The 22,173-nt window shown below is 56.0% G+C and carries 19 protein-coding genes; 9 read left to right on the top strand and 10 right to left on the bottom strand.

Translation table 11 applies throughout. The features are described from left to right. The first annotated feature begins 18 nt into the window (after nucleotides 1-18). Nucleotides 19-720 (top strand): alpha/beta hydrolase, encoded by a 702-nt coding sequence (locus tag IEX64_RS18375; RefSeq protein ID WP_188821941.1) that lies wholly within the window; start codon nucleotides 19-21, stop codon nucleotides 718-720. After that, complete coding sequence (locus IEX64_RS18370) at nucleotides 717-2,072, top strand: lipopolysaccharide biosynthesis protein (protein WP_188821939.1); 1,356 nt, start codon at nucleotides 717-719, stop codon at nucleotides 2,070-2,072. The genes IEX64_RS18375 and IEX64_RS18370 overlap by 4 nt, the downstream gene beginning before the upstream one ends. Here the strand turns inward: IEX64_RS18370 and IEX64_RS18365 are convergent. From IEX64_RS18365 to IEX64_RS18325, 9 genes are all read right to left on the bottom strand, one after another. Beyond that, nucleotides 1,984-3,312: an O-antigen ligase family protein gene (locus IEX64_RS18365; RefSeq protein WP_188821937.1), complete on the bottom strand. Its 1,329-nt coding sequence runs from the start codon at nucleotides 3,310-3,312 to the stop codon at nucleotides 1,984-1,986. The genes IEX64_RS18370 and IEX64_RS18365 overlap by 89 nt on opposite strands. Before the next feature lie 207 nt (nucleotides 3,313-3,519). Beyond that, complete coding sequence (locus IEX64_RS18360) at nucleotides 3,520-4,752, bottom strand: WcaI family glycosyltransferase (protein WP_188821935.1); 1,233 nt, start codon at nucleotides 4,750-4,752, stop codon at nucleotides 3,520-3,522. A 76-nt stretch (nucleotides 4,753-4,828) separates the two neighbouring features. Continuing rightward, nucleotides 4,829-6,157 (bottom strand): alkaline phosphatase family protein, encoded by a 1,329-nt coding sequence (locus IEX64_RS18355; RefSeq protein WP_188821933.1) that lies wholly within the window; start codon nucleotides 6,155-6,157, stop codon nucleotides 4,829-4,831. 294 nt (nucleotides 6,158-6,451) lie between these two features. Then, nucleotides 6,452-7,387 (bottom strand): GDP-L-fucose synthase, encoded by a 936-nt coding sequence (gene fcl, locus IEX64_RS18350; RefSeq protein ID WP_308422616.1) that lies wholly within the window; start codon nucleotides 7,385-7,387, stop codon nucleotides 6,452-6,454. Further along, on the bottom strand, nucleotides 7,387-8,451 hold the full coding sequence (gmd, locus tag IEX64_RS18345; RefSeq protein ID WP_229710559.1) for a GDP-mannose 4,6-dehydratase: 1,065 nt from the start codon (nucleotides 8,449-8,451) through the stop codon (nucleotides 7,387-7,389). Before gmd ends, fcl begins: the two co-directional genes overlap by 1 nt. 202 nt (nucleotides 8,452-8,653) lie before the next feature. Further along, nucleotides 8,654-9,805 (bottom strand): tetratricopeptide repeat protein, encoded by a 1,152-nt coding sequence (locus IEX64_RS18340; RefSeq protein ID WP_188821929.1) that lies wholly within the window; start codon nucleotides 9,803-9,805, stop codon nucleotides 8,654-8,656. An 8-nt stretch (nucleotides 9,806-9,813) separates the two neighbouring features. Then, nucleotides 9,814-12,015: a GumC family protein gene (locus IEX64_RS18335; RefSeq protein ID WP_188821927.1), complete on the bottom strand. Its 2,202-nt coding sequence runs from the start codon at nucleotides 12,013-12,015 to the stop codon at nucleotides 9,814-9,816. 215 nt (nucleotides 12,016-12,230) lie between these two features. After that, complete coding sequence (locus tag IEX64_RS18330) at nucleotides 12,231-13,634, bottom strand: O-antigen ligase family protein (RefSeq protein WP_188821925.1); 1,404 nt, start codon at nucleotides 13,632-13,634, stop codon at nucleotides 12,231-12,233. 94 nt (nucleotides 13,635-13,728) lie between these two features. Then, nucleotides 13,729-13,989 (bottom strand): hypothetical protein, encoded by a 261-nt coding sequence (locus IEX64_RS18325; protein ID WP_188821923.1) that lies wholly within the window; start codon nucleotides 13,987-13,989, stop codon nucleotides 13,729-13,731. A gap of 83 nt (nucleotides 13,990-14,072) precedes the next feature. On the opposite strand from IEX64_RS18325, the gene IEX64_RS18320 reads away from it, so the two are divergent. The 6 genes from IEX64_RS18320 (at nucleotide 14,073) to IEX64_RS18295 (ending at nucleotide 21,290) form a co-directional block, all read left to right on the top strand. Further along, the gene (locus tag IEX64_RS18320; protein WP_188821921.1) at nucleotides 14,073-15,029 is read left to right on the top strand and encodes a PDZ domain-containing protein; all 957 of its coding nucleotides are present in this window, start codon (nucleotides 14,073-14,075) and stop codon (nucleotides 15,027-15,029) included. Between the two features lie 313 nt (nucleotides 15,030-15,342). Then, complete coding sequence (locus tag IEX64_RS18315) at nucleotides 15,343-16,053, top strand: polysaccharide biosynthesis/export family protein (RefSeq protein ID WP_229710558.1); 711 nt, start codon at nucleotides 15,343-15,345, stop codon at nucleotides 16,051-16,053. 47 nt (nucleotides 16,054-16,100) lie between these two features. After that, entirely contained in the window at nucleotides 16,101-17,105 is a 1,005-nt protein-coding gene (gene galE, locus IEX64_RS18310; RefSeq protein ID WP_188822005.1) for a UDP-glucose 4-epimerase GalE, read from the top strand. Between the two features lie 485 nt (nucleotides 17,106-17,590). Further along, on the top strand, nucleotides 17,591-18,604 hold the full coding sequence (locus tag IEX64_RS18305) for an NAD-dependent epimerase/dehydratase family protein (RefSeq protein ID WP_188821919.1): 1,014 nt from the start codon (nucleotides 17,591-17,593) through the stop codon (nucleotides 18,602-18,604). Nucleotides 18,605-18,680: 76 nt separating this feature from the next. After that, complete coding sequence (locus IEX64_RS18300) at nucleotides 18,681-19,991, top strand: UDP-glucose dehydrogenase family protein (protein ID WP_188821916.1); 1,311 nt, start codon at nucleotides 18,681-18,683, stop codon at nucleotides 19,989-19,991. Nucleotides 19,992-20,180: 189 nt separating this feature from the next. Continuing rightward, complete coding sequence (locus IEX64_RS18295) at nucleotides 20,181-21,290, top strand: GGDEF domain-containing protein (RefSeq protein WP_229710557.1); 1,110 nt, start codon at nucleotides 20,181-20,183, stop codon at nucleotides 21,288-21,290. A gap of 9 nt (nucleotides 21,291-21,299) precedes the next feature. Here IEX64_RS18295 and IEX64_RS18290 read toward each other — a convergent pair whose 3' ends face one another. Further along, nucleotides 21,300-21,479: a hypothetical protein gene (locus IEX64_RS18290; RefSeq protein ID WP_188821914.1), complete on the bottom strand. Its 180-nt coding sequence runs from the start codon at nucleotides 21,477-21,479 to the stop codon at nucleotides 21,300-21,302. A 234-nt stretch (nucleotides 21,480-21,713) separates the two neighbouring features. On the opposite strand from IEX64_RS18290, the gene IEX64_RS18285 reads away from it, so the two are divergent. Next, nucleotides 21,714-22,166: a winged helix DNA-binding protein gene (locus tag IEX64_RS18285; RefSeq protein WP_188821913.1), complete on the top strand. Its 453-nt coding sequence runs from the start codon at nucleotides 21,714-21,716 to the stop codon at nucleotides 22,164-22,166. The last annotated feature ends 7 nt before the right edge of the window (nucleotides 22,167-22,173 follow it).

Here is a 22,173-nt window from a genome sequence, read left to right as displayed (position 1 = left end):
GCCGACGAAAGGCAAATCGTGGATAGACAAGAAGAGTTCTCGCTGCTGCGCTGTGGCAGCGCTGTCGAAGCGGTACCAGGCAGCAAGATAACTTTTGTGATTTTCGGAGGCATTTCCGAGGGTATCGGCATACCTCCATTCGAATTCCGACGAATGATGGCGGATATTCCCGCAAATAGGATCTACGTCCGCGATTTTGCACAGGCATGGTATCACGCCGGCATCGATGACAGCGCCCCTAGCCTCGATGGCGCGGTCGCAACCATCAAGAGCATGCTGGATTCGATCGATACTCAGCACACAATTTTCGTAGGCAATAGCATGGGTGGGTTTGCCGCCCTGCTCTTGGGCAACAAGCTCAGGGCCGACAAGGTTATAGCATTTGCACCTCAAACATACGTTAGTCCGTTTAAGCGACTAAAAACGCGCGACTTCAGGTGGATGCGACAAATCACCAGAATGTATGTAGCCAACGGCCTGTCAAAGCCTACCTACGACCTGCGCAAGTATCTCAGTGCGAGTTCCTACAAGCCCTCTTCAGACATATATTACGGCGAGGCTTCGCGGCTCGACAAGCTACATGCCCAGAACGTGACAGATGTTGAGAATGTCAAGCTTCACGCCTTTTCCGGCGAAGGACATGGGCTGGTCAAGGAACTGAGAGCATCCGGTAGGCTGGAACAGATCTTGATGAATTGCGTTCTTGAAGCAAAGCCATGAAAATCCTGCAGAAATTGCGCGGAGAGAAAGGACAGTATCTTTCCGCCCTCATCGTTCGTATCGCCGGCGCTGGCATGATGTATGGGATGAATGTTGCGCTCGCTCGGATTGCTAGCCCGGAAGTCTACGGCACGGTTGCCATCGGACTTGCCTGGGGTCTCGTGGCGATGAATCTGGGAAGCCTTGGCTTCAATCTCTCCTCGATACGCTTCGTTGCAGCTTATTTGCACTCAGAAAGACGCGACCAGCTCTTATCGTTCCTCAAGACCGCGATCCTGCTGACTGCCCTAGGTGCGTTCATCGGATGCATAATTTCGCTTACCGTAGGCCTTGCCGGTGCGCAGTTCGGTTTTCTTGAAGAGAAAAGCGCGAGCGCGTACTTGTTCGCCATACCAATGATATTGGTTTTTCCCTTTCTGGACGTGTCCGGCGGCATGATGCGCGGCTATGGCACGGTCGTACGCTCACTGCTCCCCTACAACGTCATTTTCCCGCTCGTTGTGCTTTGCTCAGTCGGAATAGTCGCCCTGTCTCCATCCCTGGGCATGGAAACTCCTATTGCTTTCTACTGCCTGTACGCTGGCACAGCCTGTGCGATCGTTGTTTCCGCTCTTTTGGTTTCACGCAAATGGCCCGGCAACGTTCAACCCGCTTTGGAGCCAGAACGGCGCAAATGGATCAGTACCTCCCTTGCCACACTACCGTCAGCCGCCAGTAGCTTTGCCGTGCGGCAAGTCGATTCCATCATTCTGTCCTTCTTCGTAGCGCCGAGCCAGATCGCCCTGTATTGGCTGGCTGGTCGAGTGACCCGATTCGTAAGCTTTGGACTACAGGCGGCCCATATGGTCGCTAGCCCACAATTCGCCCGACTGAAGGAAGAGGCGGATATGTCAGGCCTCCAAGACATCAAGTCCGATACCGCCCACCGAGTCAAGATGCAATCGGCGTTGTCAGGTGCAGCAAGGGCTACGGCAGTGATGGCGTTGCCCAGTATTGCAGCGATTGCGTTGCTTGGCCCCACGCTGCTTGATGTGGCCGGGCCGGAATACCGTAATGGCCTTCCGGTGCTCTACATAATTCTGTTTGGCGAAGCCTTCAACGTAATCTGTGGGCCCAATGCCTCGTTCATGAACATGACCGGCTTGCAGAATACATTGTCGAAAATCTCGACAACAATTCTCGCGATGTATGTCCCGCTTATCTTCTTGGGATCGTCGCTATACGGAATCTTGGGGGCTGCTGCGGCAATAAGCCTGGCAACAATTATCCAGAATATTGCGACGTCGCTGGCAGCCTATCGGTCCTTTGGCGTGAATACGACGATGTTTTCTCGCGAAGTCTGGTGTATCTAACAGGTAGCTGAAGCGCCGCACCAATGAACACGGCGCTGTAGATCACAATCTGACGCATACCACCAATATTGATGTCACGGAACGTCGAGATCGAGATAACGACTACCAGCATCGCGAATGTCAAAGCTGCCTCTTGCGATCTCCTGACCAGCCCCCCTGCCCGGTAGAGAGCGGTCAGAAGCACACCGATGTAGGCACCAGATACCAGAATGCCATTTTCAAAAGCTCGGGTGAGGAAGGTGTTATGGAAACTCGCACCTGCGGCAGGAAAACCGTGTCGCCTCAGAAAGTCCCCGTGCATGGCAGTATACATATTTGATGACTGGAACCCGTAGCCGCGCAAAGGATGCTCGCCGATATAGAACAGAGCGAAGTTCCATACCCCCTCACGGCCGGACAACCCCGTTTCGGCCCTGAGGTAGCTGCCGGCGCCGGGAAGCAGGCTGATGAGATTGAGAGCATAGATTGGCGACAACACCAGCAATACGACAATAGCCACCAAGGCAGCGGCCGGAATGCGCGAGCGCATCGCGAATACTACGGCGCCGATGCCAACGAGAGCTCCCAGAATGGCAGCGCGGCCCTGACTAGTGATCAATCCCCCTGCAATGAGCAGCGTGCTGAGAACTAGCAGCGGCGTAGGCTTGGAACGCACCATCATGTAAAGAGCGCATATAAACGACAGCGCCATCTGTGCGCCCAAAGTCTCGGGGTAATCCAGAATGCCCGAGCTTGCTGGAAACGAAGCGTACCTCGCATAGCCATACTTGTTGAACATTGGCAGACCAAAAAGGCTATTAAGGCCCAACGAGCCAAGTATGCCGGTTGCACCCACCACAGCACCCACGAAAATCACACACCAGATAAAGAAATTGAAATAACCACGGCGCTCGAAAAACGTTTGCGGCAGGACCACTGCCGTCAGAAATGCCCCAACCGCATATACTGTAATAAGCGCTACAGACGAGGTTCGATGGAGAAGAAATTCATTACACAACCAAAGTACAAAAAAGAGAACCAGAATCGCATAGGATATCGAAATAGGCAGTGTGACCTTCTTCAATGCCGCCCCAGTGTTAAGAAGAAAGAAACCGACAAGCAAGACCAGGCACAAGCCTTGCATCGGTGTTTCGAGACCTGCATTCACCGCAAATAATGTTGTCGATGCGGTGGATATTACAACCAAGGCTAGAATTATAGACTTCGAGAGCCCTGGGACTGTCAACAAAGTACGTATCATCTAATGCAAATCCTGCCGCTAATGGCTCTGAAGGCACGCCAGGCATTGCGGTGCCGGTCAGACACTATCCGATCGACAACACAAGGCCAATCCCAAAGCCGAAGCGGAAACACCCCAGCGCCATGACTTCGATCATCCTCGATCGGCAGCCAGACGCAAAATCAAAGTTTGATCAGCACTCGTCCCGCAAACCACGACGAGCCTCAATCACCGCCCGTTGGCAATGACACGCTGCCCCACGCGCTCCTCAAATGCTGCGAGAATACTGCTCTGCAGCCACCGTTCGGCAGATCGCTTCCGAGCTGCAATGCCATATTCGGCTCGCAACGCGTCATTATCGATCAATTTCATGATGGCGGCTGCCATGGCGGCACCGTTATCCGGCTCGCAAATCAATCCCGCGCCTTCCACCTCTCGCGCCAGGCCCGTTCCCGGCTCTGCACCAGCGACTACAGGCCTGCCGGAAGCCAGCATATTGGCAAGCTTTGAAGGAAGCACTAGGTCGGCAGCATCCTTTCGCTGAGGCAACAAATGGACCGTTGCCGTCGACAAAAGCTCCGCCAAACGTTCCTTTGGCTGAAGATCATGCACTTGGACGTTATCCATCTTCGCCGCACGGGCCTCGAGCATCGCTTTGGACGGCCCCGCACCGCAGATCAGGAACTGAATGTCGCTACGATCGGCCAGCAACTCGGCAGCATCGAGAATCGTTTCCACACCTTGCTTGCTCCCGAGTGCTCCAGAGTAGAGTAACACATGCTTGGCTAATATGTTGAAGTCATCTCGATATCTGGATGTAGCGCCAGCGGGCATGTCTGCGATATTTGTCCAGTTTCGCAGTTCGTATATCCGCTCCGCCTTGCAGCCTTTTTCAAGCAGCTTTGCGCACATTTCGGGCGAAATGCTGCTCACTTGATCAAAGCTGCGTAAGATGCCACGTTCGTAAAGTGTCGCCGCCTTGGCAATCGCACCGCCACTGTTCAATTCTCCGGTCGCGAACCCCGCTTCTACTTCGAAATCCTGAACATGAAGCCATGACACAGCGCCGGAAAGCTTGGCAGTCAGCAAAGCCAATGGAGCGGCGAGCAAAGTGGGGGCAACCATGATCACAAGATCAGGACGAAAAGTTGCCGCCAACTTCGCCGCAGGAAAAAAGGCTGAAGCAGCAAAACTTGAATAATGAATCATCCGAGTGACGCCTCGGACGTTCTTTGGAATATAAACCGGGCAGCGGTGAACTTGGACGGCACCTTCCCGCCGACTACTCCACGCTATCGGAGAGAACCCAGGAAAAAGCTTCCAATCCGGGTAGGAAGGGTTGGCGGCGATGACATGAACTTCATGACCAGCGGCTGCCATACCGTCCGCCAGTTCACCAGTAACAGGCCCGATTCCAGTAGGTTCGGGCCTGTACAGATTGCTAAAAATAAGGATGCGCATCGCGTCTGCTTGTGCCTAAATCCATTACTTCGCCTGACGCGATTTAAGTGCGACGTTACTCACATCCCTTGCCGGCTCAACCGGCAAGTTTCGTAAGCGCCCCTGACTCTGCCAAAGCTGCGTTCTTGAGACGGTTAAACACTTCTGTCAGAGATATTTCATCGTCACCTGCCCCTTTCGGGACATTCATGTCAACGTGATAGCCGGTCGTCTGATGAATGGCGTTTTCAATGGATACAAGCACGAGATCGTCCGACGCGTCGAAACTCCGTCCATCGAACTGAACTGCCTTTAAACCTTCGGGCCGACCAAAGTAGCATACTTGGCAAAACAGCGTCAGACCGCGGTCTTCAATGCGGATCAAGGGCGTATCCGAGTTACCGACGGACGTGGCAGTCAGTTTGGCTATTGCCGCTTCTGCATCCACGCGATCTTCAAATTCAAGGAGGAAATCGCGCGACATCCGCGGCAAAACCTTAGCGCCAGTCACGCCCAACTTGCCCAAGAATGCATCGAATTCCACCATTCGATACTGATAGTGCTCTCGCGGATTTGGAGTCTGACTAAGTCCAGTGGTTATGAGCACTCGGAGATCCGAGCGACGCATACATTCGCCGATGATGTCGTCATAAACCTCATAGATAAACAAAAGGGGATCTTCATCGTTTGCCGCGGCTTTACTGTACCACTCGGGATTGGCCATTTCGCCGCTGTACACGCTGGAATCATACGTGTGATGATGCTGAATATGCGCGCCCGCGTTGAGAAACAGCGACATGTAGTCCGGCCGCTCGCGCTCCTTCAACTTCATGGCCAGGTCAAACAAGAGAACGTCGAGGAATGCCGCCTTGGCCCACTTGTAACGCAACGCCTTCAGCAGAACGCGCGTGTAGCGTGCCGTTGATGCTGCATTTACATACCGCATTGCGAGAGGGGCGAGTTGCTTTCCGACTGCTGCAAAACCCAGGTCATTCGAAGCGTTGGAATTCACAATCGAAGCAACCAGCTTCCAAAGCTTTTTGGTCGCATCATCTGCGGTAATATCGGTATTCGTCCATGGATCAGGGAGGAAAAAACACGGATTTTCACAGCGGTTCGCAGCATTCATCGGCGAAATCGCACCAACCCTCAAGCCCTCCTGCTCGAGCGCTTCCCAAATTTGGGGGTAATCGCGGCTTACGATGTCTCCGAGTCGAAAAATGCCATGCTCAGCATAAGTCTTGCCGCTGTAAACCGTGGGCCATTGAATCCACGGCTCAAGGTCAGGATAAGCCTTTTCAGCAATCGTGCGGGTAAGTTGACACTTGGCCAGCAGAGCCCCGAAATTCGGAAGTTTTCCCTCTTCGATGAACTTCTCAATGTAATGGAAGTTCAACTCATTCATCTCGAGAGACAAGACTGTCATCGTCAATCCTTCCTTAACACGGGCTATTACCCAGCAATCGGTCCTTCACACAAAAGAAGCCAACGGGGGTCAAATGCTTAGTGACTCGTACTGCAGATGCTGCACTGCATCAAGGCGCGACCATCATACCATGCAGCCGTAACGTGGCAAATTGGCGACGATTGGAACTGCCGCCGACCGAAACCTGAAAAATCTTGCGGCCAATTCCTTTGATCGTGATCAACAAAAGACCGCTAGAATGAACCCAGTAAAGGCATTGAAGATCGCCCCAGCGAGCCCTTAATGGGCAACATTTTACAGCGAATTTTTCAAAAACCACTCATATGTACTACGGACACCGGCCTCAAGGGTAATTTCCGGAGACCATCCAAGCTCCTGCAACTTTGCAGAATCCATCAACTTTCGGGGCGTTCCATCCGGCTTGTCAGTGTCGCATTCAATACCGCCCTCAAAGCCGACAACGTCGCAAACAAGTTCGGCCAACTCACGAATTGGAATGTCCACCCCCGAACCAATATTGACGTGCTGAGCTGCAGAATAGTTCTTCATCAAAAAGACACATGCGTCGGCACAATCATCTACGTGCAGAAATTCACGACACGGCGTACCAGTACCCCAGATAGTTATATGGGGCTCGCCACGTTCCTTGGCTTCATGAGCTTTGCGCATGAGCGCAGGCAGCACATGACTTGACTTCAGATCGAAGTTATCGCCAGGCCCATATAGGTTCGTCGGCATCCCGCTGATAAAATCAGAGCCGTATTGCTTTCGGAAGGCTTCGCAAAGCTTGATGCCGGCAATCTTTGCAATGGCATACCATTCGTTCGTCGGCTCAAGAGGCCCCGTCAGCAAGGCATCTTCACCAATAGGCTGCGAAGCCATCTTCGGATAAATGCACGAAGAGCCAAGGAACATGAGCTTCTCAACACCCTGCGCACGTGCACCGCCGATGAGATTGGCCTCGATCATCAGGTTGTCGTAAAGGAAATCGGCCGGATAGGTATCGTTCGCCAATATACCTCCGACTTTGGCAGCGGCGACAAACACAGCGTCTGGGCTGTTATCCTTGTACCATTCCCGCACCTGCGCTTGCTCGCGCAGGTCCACCGACCGATCCGAAATCAGGATCTCGCAGCCTTCGGACTGCAATCGCCGAATTATCCCTGAGCCGACCATGCCCTTGTGGCCGGCTACGTAAACGCGCTTCCCCTCCAGATTGTAACCAGTCATCACGAATCCTTAGCAATGGGGGCATGCCGCATCACTTCGAGGTCCGCCTGAACCATTTCCCTAGCCAGCTCGCGAACACTTGTTTCGTGCATCCACCCCAGCTTTTCCTTTGCTTTTGCAGGATCACCAATAAGCAGGTCGACCTCGGTCGGGCGGAAATAACGTGGATCGATCTCGACCAGCAACCGGCCGTCAGACTTTGCATAGCCCTTCTCATCGACACCTTCCCCACGAAATTCTATCGGGATTCCAGCATCTTCAAATGCCCAGCGGACGAATTCGCGAACTTCTGTAGTTTCGCCTGTAGCCAAAACGTAATCGTCAGGCTGATCTTGTTGCAACATCAGCCACATGCCGCGAACGTATTCACGTGCATGACCCCAGTCTCGTTTTGCATCGAGATTGCCGAGGTAGAGCTTTTCCTGCCTGCCCAGGGCGATCGCCGCCGCCGCCCTTGTGATCTTACGCGTTACAAATGTTTCGCCGCGCAAAGGGCTTTCGTGATTGAACAAAATGCCGTTCGATGCGTGGACACCGTAAGCTTCGCGGTAATTTACGACAATCCAGTACCCATAAAGTTTCGCCACGCCGTAAGGGCTCCGCGGGTAAAATGGAGTAGTTTCCTTTTGCGGAACTTCTTGAACAAGGCCATATAATTCAGAAGTGGATGCTTGATAGAATTTGGTCTTTTTCTCAAGGCCGAGTATTCGAATGGCCTCAAGCAACCTTAGAGTTCCGATCGCATCGGCGTTAGCAGTATACTCAGGCGTCTCGAAACTCACCTGAACATGACTTTGCGCCGCAAGATTATATATTTCAGTCGGACGGACCTCTTGAACTATGCGAATGAGGTTCGTCGAATCCGTAAGGTCACCGTAGTGGAGGTGAAAGCGGGCCGATTCCTGATGCGGATCCTCATAAATGTCTTCAATTCGTCCCGTATTGAACGATGAAGACCGGCGCTTCACACCGTGCACTTCATAGCCCTTATCGAGCAGCAACTGAGATAGATAAGCGCCATCCTGACCGGTGACACCCGTGATAAGTGCAACTTTGGGATCCAAGTTCCTGCCCTTCTTCATGCAAATAATGACGCAACGATACCGCTGCGGACCGACAAATCCAAGAGGATAACACCCTCAGGCTCAAGACGGTGCAGCGCACCATATGGCTAACGCAGCACGTGCGAGTTGTATCGTTACAGACACCGTTAAGAGAAAAAGTGAACTCAAAGGAAACGTCAAAAAATGAGCAAGAAGATGATTCCTAATCAAAATCAACCATTAATCCTTGAACGCCAGCCTCCGAGGCAATCAAAAGAAGCTCTTGAACACTGCAATTTTGCATAGGTATTTGGATCTGCGTATCACCTTTACTTAACGATCCATCAACCAGATTGTCCGAACTAGAGATCTGCGATCTACAATAGATAGCGAACCTAGCGGCTTTACCGGGCATTTGCGATGCATCATTTAGCTTTGCATGAAGGGTGTGCTTCCCGGGAGGCAATGCGAGATACTTCTTGGCAAAGACCCGTCGCAAGGGGTCGGAATTTTCAACGCTAAGCGTTCCCTTCTCAGAGCCTTCGCCAAATCTTCGTACAAGTCCTGCGACATCTGGAAATCGCCAGGCATAAGGGTCTTCGGCGCCACCGGAATTTGATCGAAGTACATTGAAGGCGAAGTCAGATTTTACAGACTTCCGGCGAACGCCACATTGACTGCGCCAGACACGGTCAGCGAGTTCGGCATAACCTCGCGCCAACAGTTCTCTAGAATATGATGTGACGCCATTGCAGGGGAATCTGACGTCATGAGCGACGGCGTCGCCCATCAATTCTACCACTGCCTTTGGCTGCAAATTTGCCTGGGACCAAATTAGAAACGCCCGCGTCCAGTCACTTTCGCCAACTAGCGTTGCTGCAAATTTCGTTCGCATTTCCGAAGTCTGCAGCAGTTCGCTCGACAGTTGACGCACATTGTCGCTTGCCGGATTTGTCTTCCATAAAGCTGCCAGCCGGTCGGCAGCTATATCCCATTGCCCGCTTGCGGCGGCTGCCAGTGCAATTGAACGCTGGGCCATAGGCTCTCGCCAGCCTCGTTGCGCCGACAACATGATGGCGGATGAACTCCTCGCCTGATTCCCCGCTGCGAGTTCAGCAACCGCCAGAAGGGTCAAATTTTCGGCTGGAACTGGATGCAACCACACCAGACGCCTAGCGCTCCACAACGCTTGCTGAGACTCACCTTCAGTCAGGTCTTCCGCTACTTTCCGAGTCAACGAAAAGCTTGCGACGGAATCTGGCACAATTTTGGCAAGGCTCGGCATTTCCACGGAATGCCGGTCAGCCTGAGCAATGGCTGCAAGCCCCGTCAACAGTCCTAGAAAAAGATACCACGCCCAGCGAAACATCGCCATCACATCAATCAGGCCGTTTCCTCGCGACGGTCAGATCCATACGTATAGTAATTGTAACCGTAATATGCGTAATCGCCATCAGCAGAACTTGGATCAAATTTAGTAACCACTGCACCGAGGACGCGGGCGTTGACCATAGTGAGGCGCCGCAGCGCAGATTTTACGGCACCGCGATGGAAACGGGTCGCGTCAATTACGAAGAGTACGCCGTCCACTTCACTCGCGATCGACGCCGTATCCGAGAGGCCGAGAAGCGGGGCGGAGTCCAGAACCACGACATCGAATTTCTCCAATGCCTCCTTGATGACGCCAGACATTCGATCGCCGCCAAGAAGCAATGAGGGCTCCGGTGGAATCGGCAGGGCAGTCATGTACGAGAGGTTGTCGTAGTCTGACGGATGGATCACGGCATCAAAGCTGGACTCACCGACCAGAAGTTCTGTGAAGCCTCCAGCATTTTTGTCAGCCATACGTCGGTGCAGCGTTGGACGACGCAAGTCAGCGTCAATCAGCAAGACTGACTTGCCAAGACGAGCAAGGTCTACAGCGACGGAATGGGCGGAAGTCGTCTTACCTTCAGCCTCGTTCGTGCTGGTAACCACCATCGAGCGCGGGAAGCCATTGGCCGTTGAGAAACGGAGGTTCGCGACGAGGGAGTGGTAGGCTTCCGAGAGTGATGACTTTGCATCCGTCGCAGCAGCTGCTGCCTCGCCATCTGGAACGGTCGGGATGAGACCCAGCAACGATAGCCCCAGCTTTCCTTCAACATCTTCTGGCGACCGAATGGTGTCATCAAAGTGTTCACGCAGCAGAACGAAAACAGCTGCACCTATTACACCAAGCACAAAGGCAACGAGCAAGTTGATGATCAGCTTTGGAGAGGAAGGCTCACGAGGCATATCGGCCCGGTCCACCAAGGTGACATTATTGGAAGTAGATCCGGCGGTCGCACTAAGCTGATTATAGCGCTCCAACAGGGTATCATACAAAGCACGATCAGTTTCGGCGACCCGCTTAAGCACAGCGTAGCCGACGCCACGCTCCTGCTCTCCCATCGCCTCGTCGCGAAGCTTATCGACCTGCCCTTTGAGCGATGCTTCACGCTCCCTGGCAGATTTGAAGTCCAGGTAGATTGACCGCTTGATCCCCCCGCCGATCGTATCGATGCGACGGTTGAGCTCCGCAATTTGAGCCTTGAGAACCTTTACAGTTGGATAGTCGTCCAAGTGGCGACTGCGTTCATCGGCCAAGCGGGCTTCGAGCGAGGCCTTCTGCTTCAGGATATCCTGAATAGCCGCATTTTCGATGACCTGTGGAATGGCCAGAACCGGCTCATTCGAGATTGTGTTCCACCGGTTCTCTGCAGCCAAACGCTGTGCCGTCGCTTCGGCTGCGGCGCTGTTCACCTGAACAAGGGAATTGTTGGTAACAGATAAGGTCGTTTCACGATCGGCGTTCTGGCCTTGACCAGAAACACGAATGAGACCTGCAGCACGAGAATATTGATTCAACTCGCGCTCGGATGCCTCGACCTTTGATCGAGCATCGGCGAGCTGACTGGCGAGAAACTGACGAGCGTATGACGAACTCTCGAACTTCCTCTTGAGATTCGCTTCAATATAACTTTGAGCGTAAAGGTTTGCGATTTGTGCCGACGTAGCCGGATCAGTCGACTCAAATTCGATCTTGATGACCCTGCTATCTACAGGAAGCACAATCCGGAGATTGTCCTGCATAAGCTCGACAACCGTATCGAGACGCAAATCGTGAAGGCCAGCCTTGCCAGCACCTTTTTCTTCGAGGTCGTCCAATTGCGGCATAGGCGCGCCCATGGCATCATAAAATGCCTGCTTATCAAGAAGACCCGCCCCGTTCGCCACACGCTCTGCCAAAGTACGGCTACGGAGAACGTCGACCTGCGTAGCTAGGAAGCGATCAGCATCCCAAGGCTGGTTTGAATTCTCTTGGAGCTCGCTACCCTCGATAATCGTGTCGGCATTTTGCTCAACAAGCACCTGAGCGGTGGCCACATATCGTGGCACCATCAACACGGTAATAATAAATCCCGCTGCCAGCGCGCCAATTACGATCAGGACAATCCACTTGAGATTGCGACGTACGGACGAAAGAACTTGCTTAAGGTCGATGCCCAGAAGGTCATCTCGTGCATCATAGGAGGCATTGTCCCCTCCTTCATCGCCATTCATCATGACCGATTCACTCAACCTAGTAGCCGCCATATTTTGGGTATTCACTTTCTTTTACATCTTGCCGCAACGCTCAAGCAGGCAAGCCGAGGAAAGACGGTTTGCAATCTGCGCCGTGCCGACCTCAAATTTTGTGGCACGTCAGCGAGATGAAAGCAATCAGTGAAGGCCGGAGTTGTATCGGAATGGGCCGAAAATGCTATGTTCTATTACATAAGTCATAAATCACCCCTGCCGCGATGAATTTTCAATTGCGAAGAATATGTCAAAAATGCAAGAAACAGCGTACCCACACACAATATTGCCTGGTTTCTTAGCGGATAATCGATCACAGATTGTAGACCTATCATCACTAGCGCCGTAATTGCAGCGCTTGCCAGACGCAGTCTTCCGTTAGACCAAGACTTATATGAAGCCCAGGCAGACCACCCTATCCAGCCGAGGATTAACATGAGTCCAGGCAAGCCGCCCTCTTGCGCGATTTCGAGGTAGTCGTTGTGAGCGCGCCCCGCACGGTAGGGCCAGACGTTTTCCAACGACTCATCGACTTCAAACACTTCCGCGAATGACGATATCCCACTGCCTACCGGCCAAAAGCGCTCAATCGACGCAAGAGTGTCTTCCCAGATGGCAGGACGCACGTCTTCAATTTTGTCAAAGCGCCCAAGACTTGCAGCGAATCTCGTACCCCCGCCAACCACCAGCATCGCCCCAATGGCAAACGCGACAGACATCAACAGCGCGACCACTTTCTGCCAACGCACCATCTTTACGTCAGGCATCAAGAGTATAGCTGATACTGCAAAAACAACAGCAAGCAACGCCATACTTGAGCGAGACTGCGTCAGTATAACCGCAACTGCAAACACTGCGCCGATGGCAATGGCGACCCAACGGGAACTCCAGGGCCGATCTCCGCGGGTTTTGGAATTGTGTGGAGCGAGGCACGCGAGCGCCTGCAATGACACCACCGCTAGAACAAAAAACAACCCGCTAGTGTTATGGTTTGCGAAAGTAGCATAAAGAAAGTCAGGATGAACTCTTTCACGGTAGAGCAAAAAGCACCTGTTCTCTAGCAACAACTGCAGACTACCAAGCACAACCAATGCGATAGCAGCAACTACGAAAACACGAAAAGTCGCGCGCCACTGACGGTCATCGAAATTACTAACCAGCACCATGATGGCAAATACGGGTAAGAGCGACATCAGTGCTACAAAAGTTCGCGAAGGCGACAATGATATTGGATACCACGCCTCAGGACTATCAATGAGCGAGAGGCTTTCAGCCAACAGATCGCGGCCCGGCAGACTTGCCCATACTGCAGGAGGGAAGGGTAACAGTTGCATTACCGGAAGCGCCAAAGTCAAAATAACTAGCGCAACATATATACCTGGCCCTCGTCGGAAAAAGTATAGAACACGGCCCGAATTCAACGCCAAAATGAGCAAAGACGCCAACTGGACAACCAAGTTGTAAACGCCATAAGCCGCGCCACCGCCACCAAGGAGCAGCGCGAGAACCAGCAAAAACTGTGCTTGAAAATCGGGGCGTAGCCACAGAGAGCCTTTTGCGCTGCCACCATCCTCAAGAGGATGCCGTGACCGGACTAACCTCGCCAAGACCGCCCTCTTCCAACTAATAAACTAGACTTAAAAAGAAAGGGCTCGGCGGAGCATTAACTCCTCCGAGCCCTCCCTACAATCCCCGATTAAATCAGGAGCCGCCCGAACCGTTGTCGTCAGCAGCGATGATCACGCCGCCCACAACCGCAGCGAGAGCGATGCCGCCGATCAGGAGACCGGAAGTGGCCTTCTGCTTCTTGGCGACGGCAGTCGAAGCGCGAGCGCCTTCAGAGGCGATCGAAACGCCAGCAGCGGGAATCGAAGCCGCTGCCTTGGTGCCCGCCTGGGCAGCCACGGGAGCGAAAACGAGACCAGCAGCAGCAACCGCCGGAAATACGTTGCGAAGTTTCATGGATGGGTTCTCCTGTTGATTGCCCTAACACTAGACGTCTGTGTCCACCTAATCGTATACCGCAACGCACAAACCGATGCAATGTGAAAGACACTGTTAAATCTATGTCACTCCACGCGTTCGTTCGACTTGTCGCCCTATCGGCACTGCTTGTCGTCGTACCGAAAGTCGCCTTTGCCGAAACCGCCTCCCAACCGTGGCCGATTTCGATTCGTAATCAGATCGATCGAATCGGAAACGTCGAATATCGACTACGCAAATCTGCCGCAAACCTTTGCAGCGATTCAAACACCCTCACAGGAATTAAGATCGATTACATTGGTGCATACGCATCAGGCGACCAGCAAGTCGTGCGGGAGTACGCGGGACTGGGAGATGCACCGCAGGTAATTTCCGTCGCCGCCGAAAGCCCTGCAGAATCGGCGGGCGTCCAGGTCGGGGATGACATTCTGTCTGTAAACGGCATGCCGATTTCGCAGCTGCATATTCAAAGCCACGATACAGCGTTGCTCGCCGATCAGATCGAGGAACGGCTTGCTGCAACACCGGAAGGACGCGACGTCACGCTCGTTCTGGAGCGAGACGGCCAGCCTGTAACCGTCTCGTTTAAGGGTGAAACAGCCTGCGCTACGCGCTTCATACTCAAGACCGGGAAGGGGCTCACGGCGTACAGCGACGGCAACAATGTGGCGCTCAGCGGCAAGCTGGTCGATTTTGCCCGGAATGCCGACGAATTGGCCATTTTTGCAGGACATGAACTGGCGCATGTCGTCGCCCGGGATGGCAAGGCACGTGGCTTGGGACAACGGCGAGCCATGGAAGACCGTGCCGATATACTCGGTGCCGACTTGATGCGCTGCGCGGGCTTCGATGTAAGTCGGGGCCTCGCCATCTGGCAGCGATACAACAAGCGCGACTGGCTGCGATGGCTGCGCGGCCCGAGTCATCGCAATGTGCCGGAACGTATCCGGCGATTCGAGGCTCACCTCGAATCAGCTCCAATGGTCTGCCCACCGGAAGTGCCGCCCCTTGCGGATTGATCGGCGCGCTCGACATCGAAATAGGCAGCGAAAAGGACAGACACTTTTTCGAATACGCTTTCCCCGTAATGCGCATTCGGCGACGATCGGATGAAAATTGCTTCATCCAAAATTCGCGCGCCAAACAGATCAAGGCTTTGCACCCTGCATAAAGCACTATAGAAAACCGCTCCATGCCGGGTTTCGAGTTAGGAAAGACTACGCCCTCACTCCAACGAGTTTCCTCCTTTGGCACACTCCCTTTGTTTCGACCTAGCCATCATGGTGGGGGCCGGTTATGGCAATGCACTCAAGGTCATGGAGACGTTCAATAATGCTCAGTACGCGTAAAGGTCTCGGCCTTGCCACGTTGTTTGCAGCTATGGCTGCAGTGGCAGGCTGCAGTTCGGTGTCGCAGAATCCGAATATGCCTACCGGGGCCGCCGCATACGATATCATCCCGGCGACTGTTGAAGCACCAACGGCCTATACTATCGATCCCGCAGATACGATTGCCATCAACGTTTTCGGCGAGCCCGATCTCACCTTTGAGAAGCTGCGCGTTGACGATGCGGGCTATATCCAGCTGCCACTGGTCGGGCAGATCAAGGCCGCAGGACAGACACCCGCCGAAGTATCCCAAAAGGTCGCTGGCCTTCTGGGCAGAAAATACCTCGTCGATCCACAGGTAACCATTTCGGTTGTTGAAGCAGCCCCCCGTTACGTTTCGGTTGAAGGCGAAGTAAACAAGCCCGGCGTCTACGAGATTGACTACGACACTACTCTGCTTTCGGCAATTGCCCGTGCCGAGAGTCCAACCGATACGGCAAAGCTCAGTGAAGTGATCATATTTCGGACGATAGATGGCCAGCGCATGGCGGGACGCTTCAATCTGAAAGACATTCGTGGCGGTTTGATACCCGATCCGATCGTGATGGATCGCGATGTCGTGATGGTCGGATACTCGGGAACGAGGGCGTTCTGGCAGAACTTCCTGAAGGCCGCGCCGGCTCTGAATGCGTTCTCGCTGATTGCCACTCGATAAGGCCGGCGGCAGCCGCCTCCTTTCGCCTCGGTAGATGAGGACGGATGATGACGACCAAAATCCCTGTCCTCGTTACCGGCGGTGCCGGCTACATCGGCAGCCATGCCGTTCTTGCCCTCAAGGACGCTGGCTGGCCGGTGGCGGTGGTCGATAACCTCAGCACCGGCTTCAGGTTTGCGATTCCCGATGGCGTGCCGCTCTACGAGGGCGACATCGAGGACGGCGAGCTGCTCGCGCGCATTTTCGCCGAGCAGGGTACGCAGGCGATCATGCATTTCGCAGGGTCGATCATCGTGCCGGAATCGGTCGAGAACCCGCTGAAGTACTATCTCAACAATACGGCCAAGAGCCGGGCACTGATCGATGCGGCGGTGAAGGCCAGCGTGAAGCACTTCATCTTCAGCTCGACGGCGGCGACCTATGGCGTGCCCGAGGTGTCTCCGGTCACGGAAGACAGTCCCAAGTCGCCGATCAATCCCTACGGCATGTCCAAGCTGATGACCGAGATCATGCTGGGGGACGTGGCCAGGGCACATCCGCTCAACTTCTGCGCGCTTCGCTATTTCAACGTCGCAGGCGCGGACCCGCAGGCGCGGACCGGGCAGTCTACCGCCGGGGCAACGCACCTGATCAAGGTGGCGGTGGAAGCCGCGCTTGGAAAGCGCAGCCATGTCGGAGTGTTCGGGACCGATTTCGACACACCCGACGGAACCGGCGTGCGCGACTACATTCACGTTTCCGATCTCGCCAATGCGCATGTTCTGGCGCTCGAGGCGCTGATCGAGGATCCGCAGCAGTCGCTCACCATGAACTGCGGATACGGTCGTGGCTTTTCGGTGCTCGAGGTGCTCGATGCGGTCGACCGCGTCACCAATCAGACAATCGACCGCCGGATGGAAGGCCGCCGCGCGGGCGATCCGGCCTCGCTGATTTCGGATAACAGCCGGATCAAGGCCACCCTGCCCTGGGAGCCGCGCTATGCGGACCTGCCGACCATCGTCGAGCATGCGCTCGCCTGGGAACGCAAGCTGACCGAGATTCGCGGCGAATAGACCGCCGGCATTTCGCGTCTCTCAACTCCACGGCCGCAATTGCAGCCACATCGCTTGTACGGCAGCCTTCCAGGCCGGCGGCCAGTAATCGACCCGGCGATAGGCACGCCGTTCGACGACCCAAAAGTGACATAGGTCGATGCTAACTGGCGCGGCGAACGCGGCCGGGGGCACTGTGCTTTCCAAGACGCAAGAGATTACGCCCCGGCACGATGCGCCCGCCCGCACCGGCCCGTGGCATTCCGAGGTGACCGTTCCCGCAACCGGTATTCATGCCGGCCGCGGGAACACGGAGCGGGAACAGGAGGGACGTGTCCCTCTCTCCTGTGCCCGCTCCGTAACCCTCTGCCCGAAATCTCCGATCCGTGCCCGCTCTGGCCGCTGCCCGCGTTATCCACTAGTGCACCTTTTCCCGCTATGCCGCAGCCGCACTGCCCGAATGCCGTAGCGGCCCGGGCCCGGCCCGATGCATGATTGGAGACTCGATGAGCGTTCACGATTCGGCGGTTCTGGTAACCGGTGCGGCAGGCTTCATCGGAGCTGCCGTGGCCGAGGCGCTCATGGCCCGCGGGCAAGCGGTTATCGGCATCGACAACATGAACGACTACTATCCGGTGTCGCTAAAGCGCGCCCGGCTCGACCGTGTCGGCGTGCGCTTCGGCAACCTGTTCCAGTTCCGCGAACTGGACTTTGCCGACATGAATGCCCTGTCCGCGGGGCTGGAAGACCAGCGCTTCGGCGCGATCATCCACCTCGGCGCGCAGGCCGGTGTGCGTTATTCGCTGGAAAATCCGCAGGCCTACGTTGCCTCCAATCTGGCCGGGCACGTCAACATGCTCGAACTGGCGCGCGCACGTGAGGTCGGGCACATGGTCTATGCCAGCTCGAGCTCCGTCTACGGCGGCAACACCAAGCTGCCTTTTGCGGTAGAGGACCGCGCCGATCATCCCGTCTCGCTCTATGCCGCCACCAAGAAGGCCGACGAGCTGATGAGCGAGACTTACGCCCACCTCTTCCGCATTCCGCTCACCGGCCTGCGCTTCTTCACGGTCTACGGTCCGTGGGGCCGCCCGGACATGGCAATGTGGAAGTTCGCCGACCGGATCCTCTCGGACCGCCCGATCGACGTCTACAATCACGGCGAGATGCACCGCGACTTCACCTATATCGACGACATCGTCGGCGGCGTGCTGGCCTGCCTTGATCGCCCGCCCGCCGATGACGGCGATGAGAAGGCCGGCGGCAGCGTGAAACCGCATGCGCTCTACAACATCGGCAATAACCGGTCGGAGCACCTGATGCGGCTGATCGAGGTGCTGGAGCAGGCCTGCGGCCGCAAGGCCGAGCTCAACCTTCTACCGATGCAGCCCGGCGACGTGCCGGCGACTTATGCCGACATCACTGCCCTCACCCGCGACACCGGCTATGCGCCCTCGACCCCGATCGAAGAAGGCGTGCCGCGCTTCGTGGAATGGTTCCGCAGCTTTCACGGGCGGTGACGGGACGGGCAACGGGATTGGACTTGATGGCGCTTGGCTTTAAAGGCCGGACGGAATTCGACCGAACGAGGTTTTCATGAAGATTGCGATGGTAGGCTCGGGCTATGTGGGCCTGGTTTCGGGGGCGTGTTTCGCCGATTTCGGTCACGATGTCGTCTGCATCGACAAGGACCAGGCGAAGATCGACCGGCTGCACGCCGGCGTGATGCCAATCTACGAGCCGGGTCTCGATGCGCTGGTCGCCGGCAACGTCAAGGCCGGCCGCCTCTCGTTCACCACCGACCTTGCCGAGGGCATCAGGGGCGCGAGCGCCATCTTCATCGCCGTAGGCACGCCCTCGCGCCGCGGCGACGGGCACGCCGACCTTTCGTTCGTCTATGCCGTCGCGCGCGAAGTGGGCGAGAACCTTTCGAACGATGCGGTGGTCGTTACCAAGTCGACCGTGCCGGTGGGGACCGGGGACGAGGTCGAGCGGGTCCTACGCGACAGCGGCACCCCGCATCTCGTCTCGGTCGTTTCCAACCCGGAATTCCTGCGCGAAGGCGCGGCCATCGGCGACTTCAAGCGTCCCGACCGCATCGTCATCGGCGCCGAGGACGATTTCGGCCGCGAGGTCATGCGCGAAGTCTACCGCCCGCTGTTCCTCAACGAATCGCCGCTGCTGTTCACCTCGCGCCGCTCTTCCGAACTGATCAAGTATGCCGCGAACGCGTTCCTGGCGACCAAGATCACTTTCATGAACGAAATGGCGGACCTTTGCGAGAAGGTCGGCGGCAATGTGCAGGACGTCGCGCGCGGCATCGGCCTCGACGGGCGCATCGGCTCGAAGTTCCTGCACGCAGGCCCCGGGTATGGCGGTTCGTGCTTCCCTAAGGACACGCTGGCGCTGCTCAAGACGGCAGAGGATTATGAAAGTCCCGTTCGCATCGTCGAGGCGGTGGTGAAGGTCAACGACCTGCGCAAGCGCGCCATGGGCCGCAAGGTCATCGAGGCGCTGGGCGGCCCCGACGAAGCGCGCGGCAAGCGCGTGGCCATGCTCGGGCTCACCTTCAAGCCCAACACCGACGACATGCGCGATTCGCCCGCCATCGCCATTGCCCAGACGCTGAACGACGCGAAGGTTTCCGTCGCCGCCTATGACCCGGAAGGGATGGAGCAGGCGCGGCCGCTGATGTCCGAAGTGGAGATGATGGGCGACCCCTATTCGGCCATCGATGGGGCGGATGCCGTGGTGATCGTAACCGAGTGGGATGCTTTCCGCGCGCTCGATCTCAATCGCGTCAAGTCATTGCTCAAGGCGCCAGTACTGGTCGATCTGCGCAATATCTACCAGCCCGAGGCCATGCGCGAAGCGGGATTTGCCTACACCTCCGTCGGCCGCGCCTGATCACGGCAACCGGCGCTCCTCTGGGGAGCGCCCTTTCATTCCGGTAAGCGGTGGACGTGCAATTTCCCGCGCGTGCATGCCCGAGAGCACCGCAGGACAATCGCGCACGACGCGTTTCGATTTCGATAACCTTTCACCTTTAAACAGGAGGAAGTTGACTTTTCGATAACGCATCAAGGACGCGTCGATTTGCCCGACCGCTTTGCCGCTTCTCTGACCGACCGGGTCTACGTTGAGCAGGTTCGCAGCCTTTATCTCAACGTGGTGCCTGCGCTCGTCATGTGGGTGGCCTTCATCGTCAATTTCGGGCTCGCCTACCGCAACAAAGCGGAACCGGGGCTATTGCTTCTGGGCGTCGCCGGAATTGTGGCCAGCTCGACCCGTATCGCCATTACCATGCGTTTTCGCGACTGCGCGCTCACCGCCGCTCTCGACCGAAAAGACGCCCGTCGGCTCGAGGTTCTTTTCTCGGTTCCGTACCTGGCGTTCTCTCTGCTGCTCGGCATCCTCTCCCTGCACATTTTCCTCTGGTCGACACCAGAGCTGCACATGCTCACGATCTGTGTTGTCGTGGGCTATTGCGCCGGCGTGGCGACAAATTGCGGGCAGCGTCCGAGGCTGGCTATTCCCAGCATGCTGCTGGCAGTGGGGCCGCCTATCGTCGCAGCCGCCCTGAAGGCGGAGCCGGTCTACATCGGCATGGCGACCATAGCCTCGGCTTTCGTGGTTGGCGGCATCCAGGCCATTCACGTCCGCTTCGAAACCTCCAAGTCCGAAGTCGGGCAACGCCTGGCATCGGTCTCGCTGGCCCGCTGCGATACGCTGACCACCCTGCCCAACCGCCTCGCCCTGCAGGAGTATTTCGACGAACATGCCGCGCTAACATCACCGCATCGCGCGATTGCCGTCCACTACCTCGACCTCAACGGCTTCAAGCCGATCAACGACCGTCATGGACACGCCGTCGGCGACGCCCTGCTTCAGGCCGTGGCGGACCGGCTGCGCGGCGCCGTGCGGAGCGGCGACATGGTGGCTCGGATGGGCGGTGACGAGTTCGCTGTCGTTCAGTTCGGCATACATCATGCCGACGAGGCGGATCTGCTGGCGCGCCGGATAGTGGCGACGATCGCCCAACCCTACGCTCTCGCAGAGTACGAACTTTCGATATCAACGTGCGTTGGAACTGCGATCAGTACCGACCGCAGTGTTGATCTGGACGCCTTGCTGAAAGAGGCCGATGCTGCTCTCTACGAAGCCAAGCGCAAGCGCCATGCAAAGACCATGGCGATGAGCGCCTGAGGCCTCCGCTCAGTTCGGACGGTGCTTCCAGCCATCGGTTCGCATATCCGCGCCGACACCGATCTCGTCATTTTCCAGGGCAAAGCAGGCCGCTTCCAGCGCCGTGGCTGCGTGCACGGCGGGCAGCGCAAGGCCCTGCTCATCGTAGAGCGTCACGATCTGTCGCAGCGCGTCTATCGAAGCCTTCAAAGCGTCTTTCGACGAAGCAGCTTTTGAAAACATCACTCACACCCATCACATTCGGCCATTGCCGCACTGCATTGTAAGCGCATTGGCGGCACTAACCTAACAGAATTAAGATAAAACGTTCTGAAACGGCGGCGAGGCAAAGGATTGCATTTCGCCGCGCGTCGATTTTGGTTCCAAAACGGAAGGAATGCGGGTTAGTAAACCCCTAGCGGGTCAACCGCAAAAGGGGCGCCAATGTACAACACCACGACCGATGGGAGCGATGGTTCTGGTTTCGCAGAAAAGTCAGGACGTGAAAAAAATCCCGGGATTCCCGCACCATGCGATGAATTTCCCGAAAAAGACCTGCATGGTCAAAGCGATATGGCAGCGCGCCTCTATCGCCTCAGGCGTCAGCGCGACGCACTGTTCCAACCGGGCATGTTCGGCGATCCGGCATGGGATCTGCTCCTTGATCTTTACGTCTCCGAGCAAGAAAAAAAGCAGATCTGCATAACCAGTGCGTGCATAGCTGCCGGAGTGGCAAACTCCACCGGTCTGCGGTGGATCAGTATTCTGGTCCAGAATGGATATGTCGAAAGGCAAGACGATCCTGCCGACGCCAGGCGCGCCTATCTGACGCTCACGGCAAAGGCACGCAATGCACTGGACACGCTGTTCGAGCAGTTCGACGCAGCGCAGAACTAGGCTGCCC

This window comes from Novosphingobium indicum (assembly GCF_014645195.1).
In the GTDB taxonomy this organism is placed as follows: Bacteria; Pseudomonadota; Alphaproteobacteria; order Sphingomonadales; family Sphingomonadaceae; genus Novosphingobium; species Novosphingobium indicum.
Note: the sequence above shows the minus strand (reverse complement) of the source record. Positions and strands in the feature narration are given on the sequence as shown.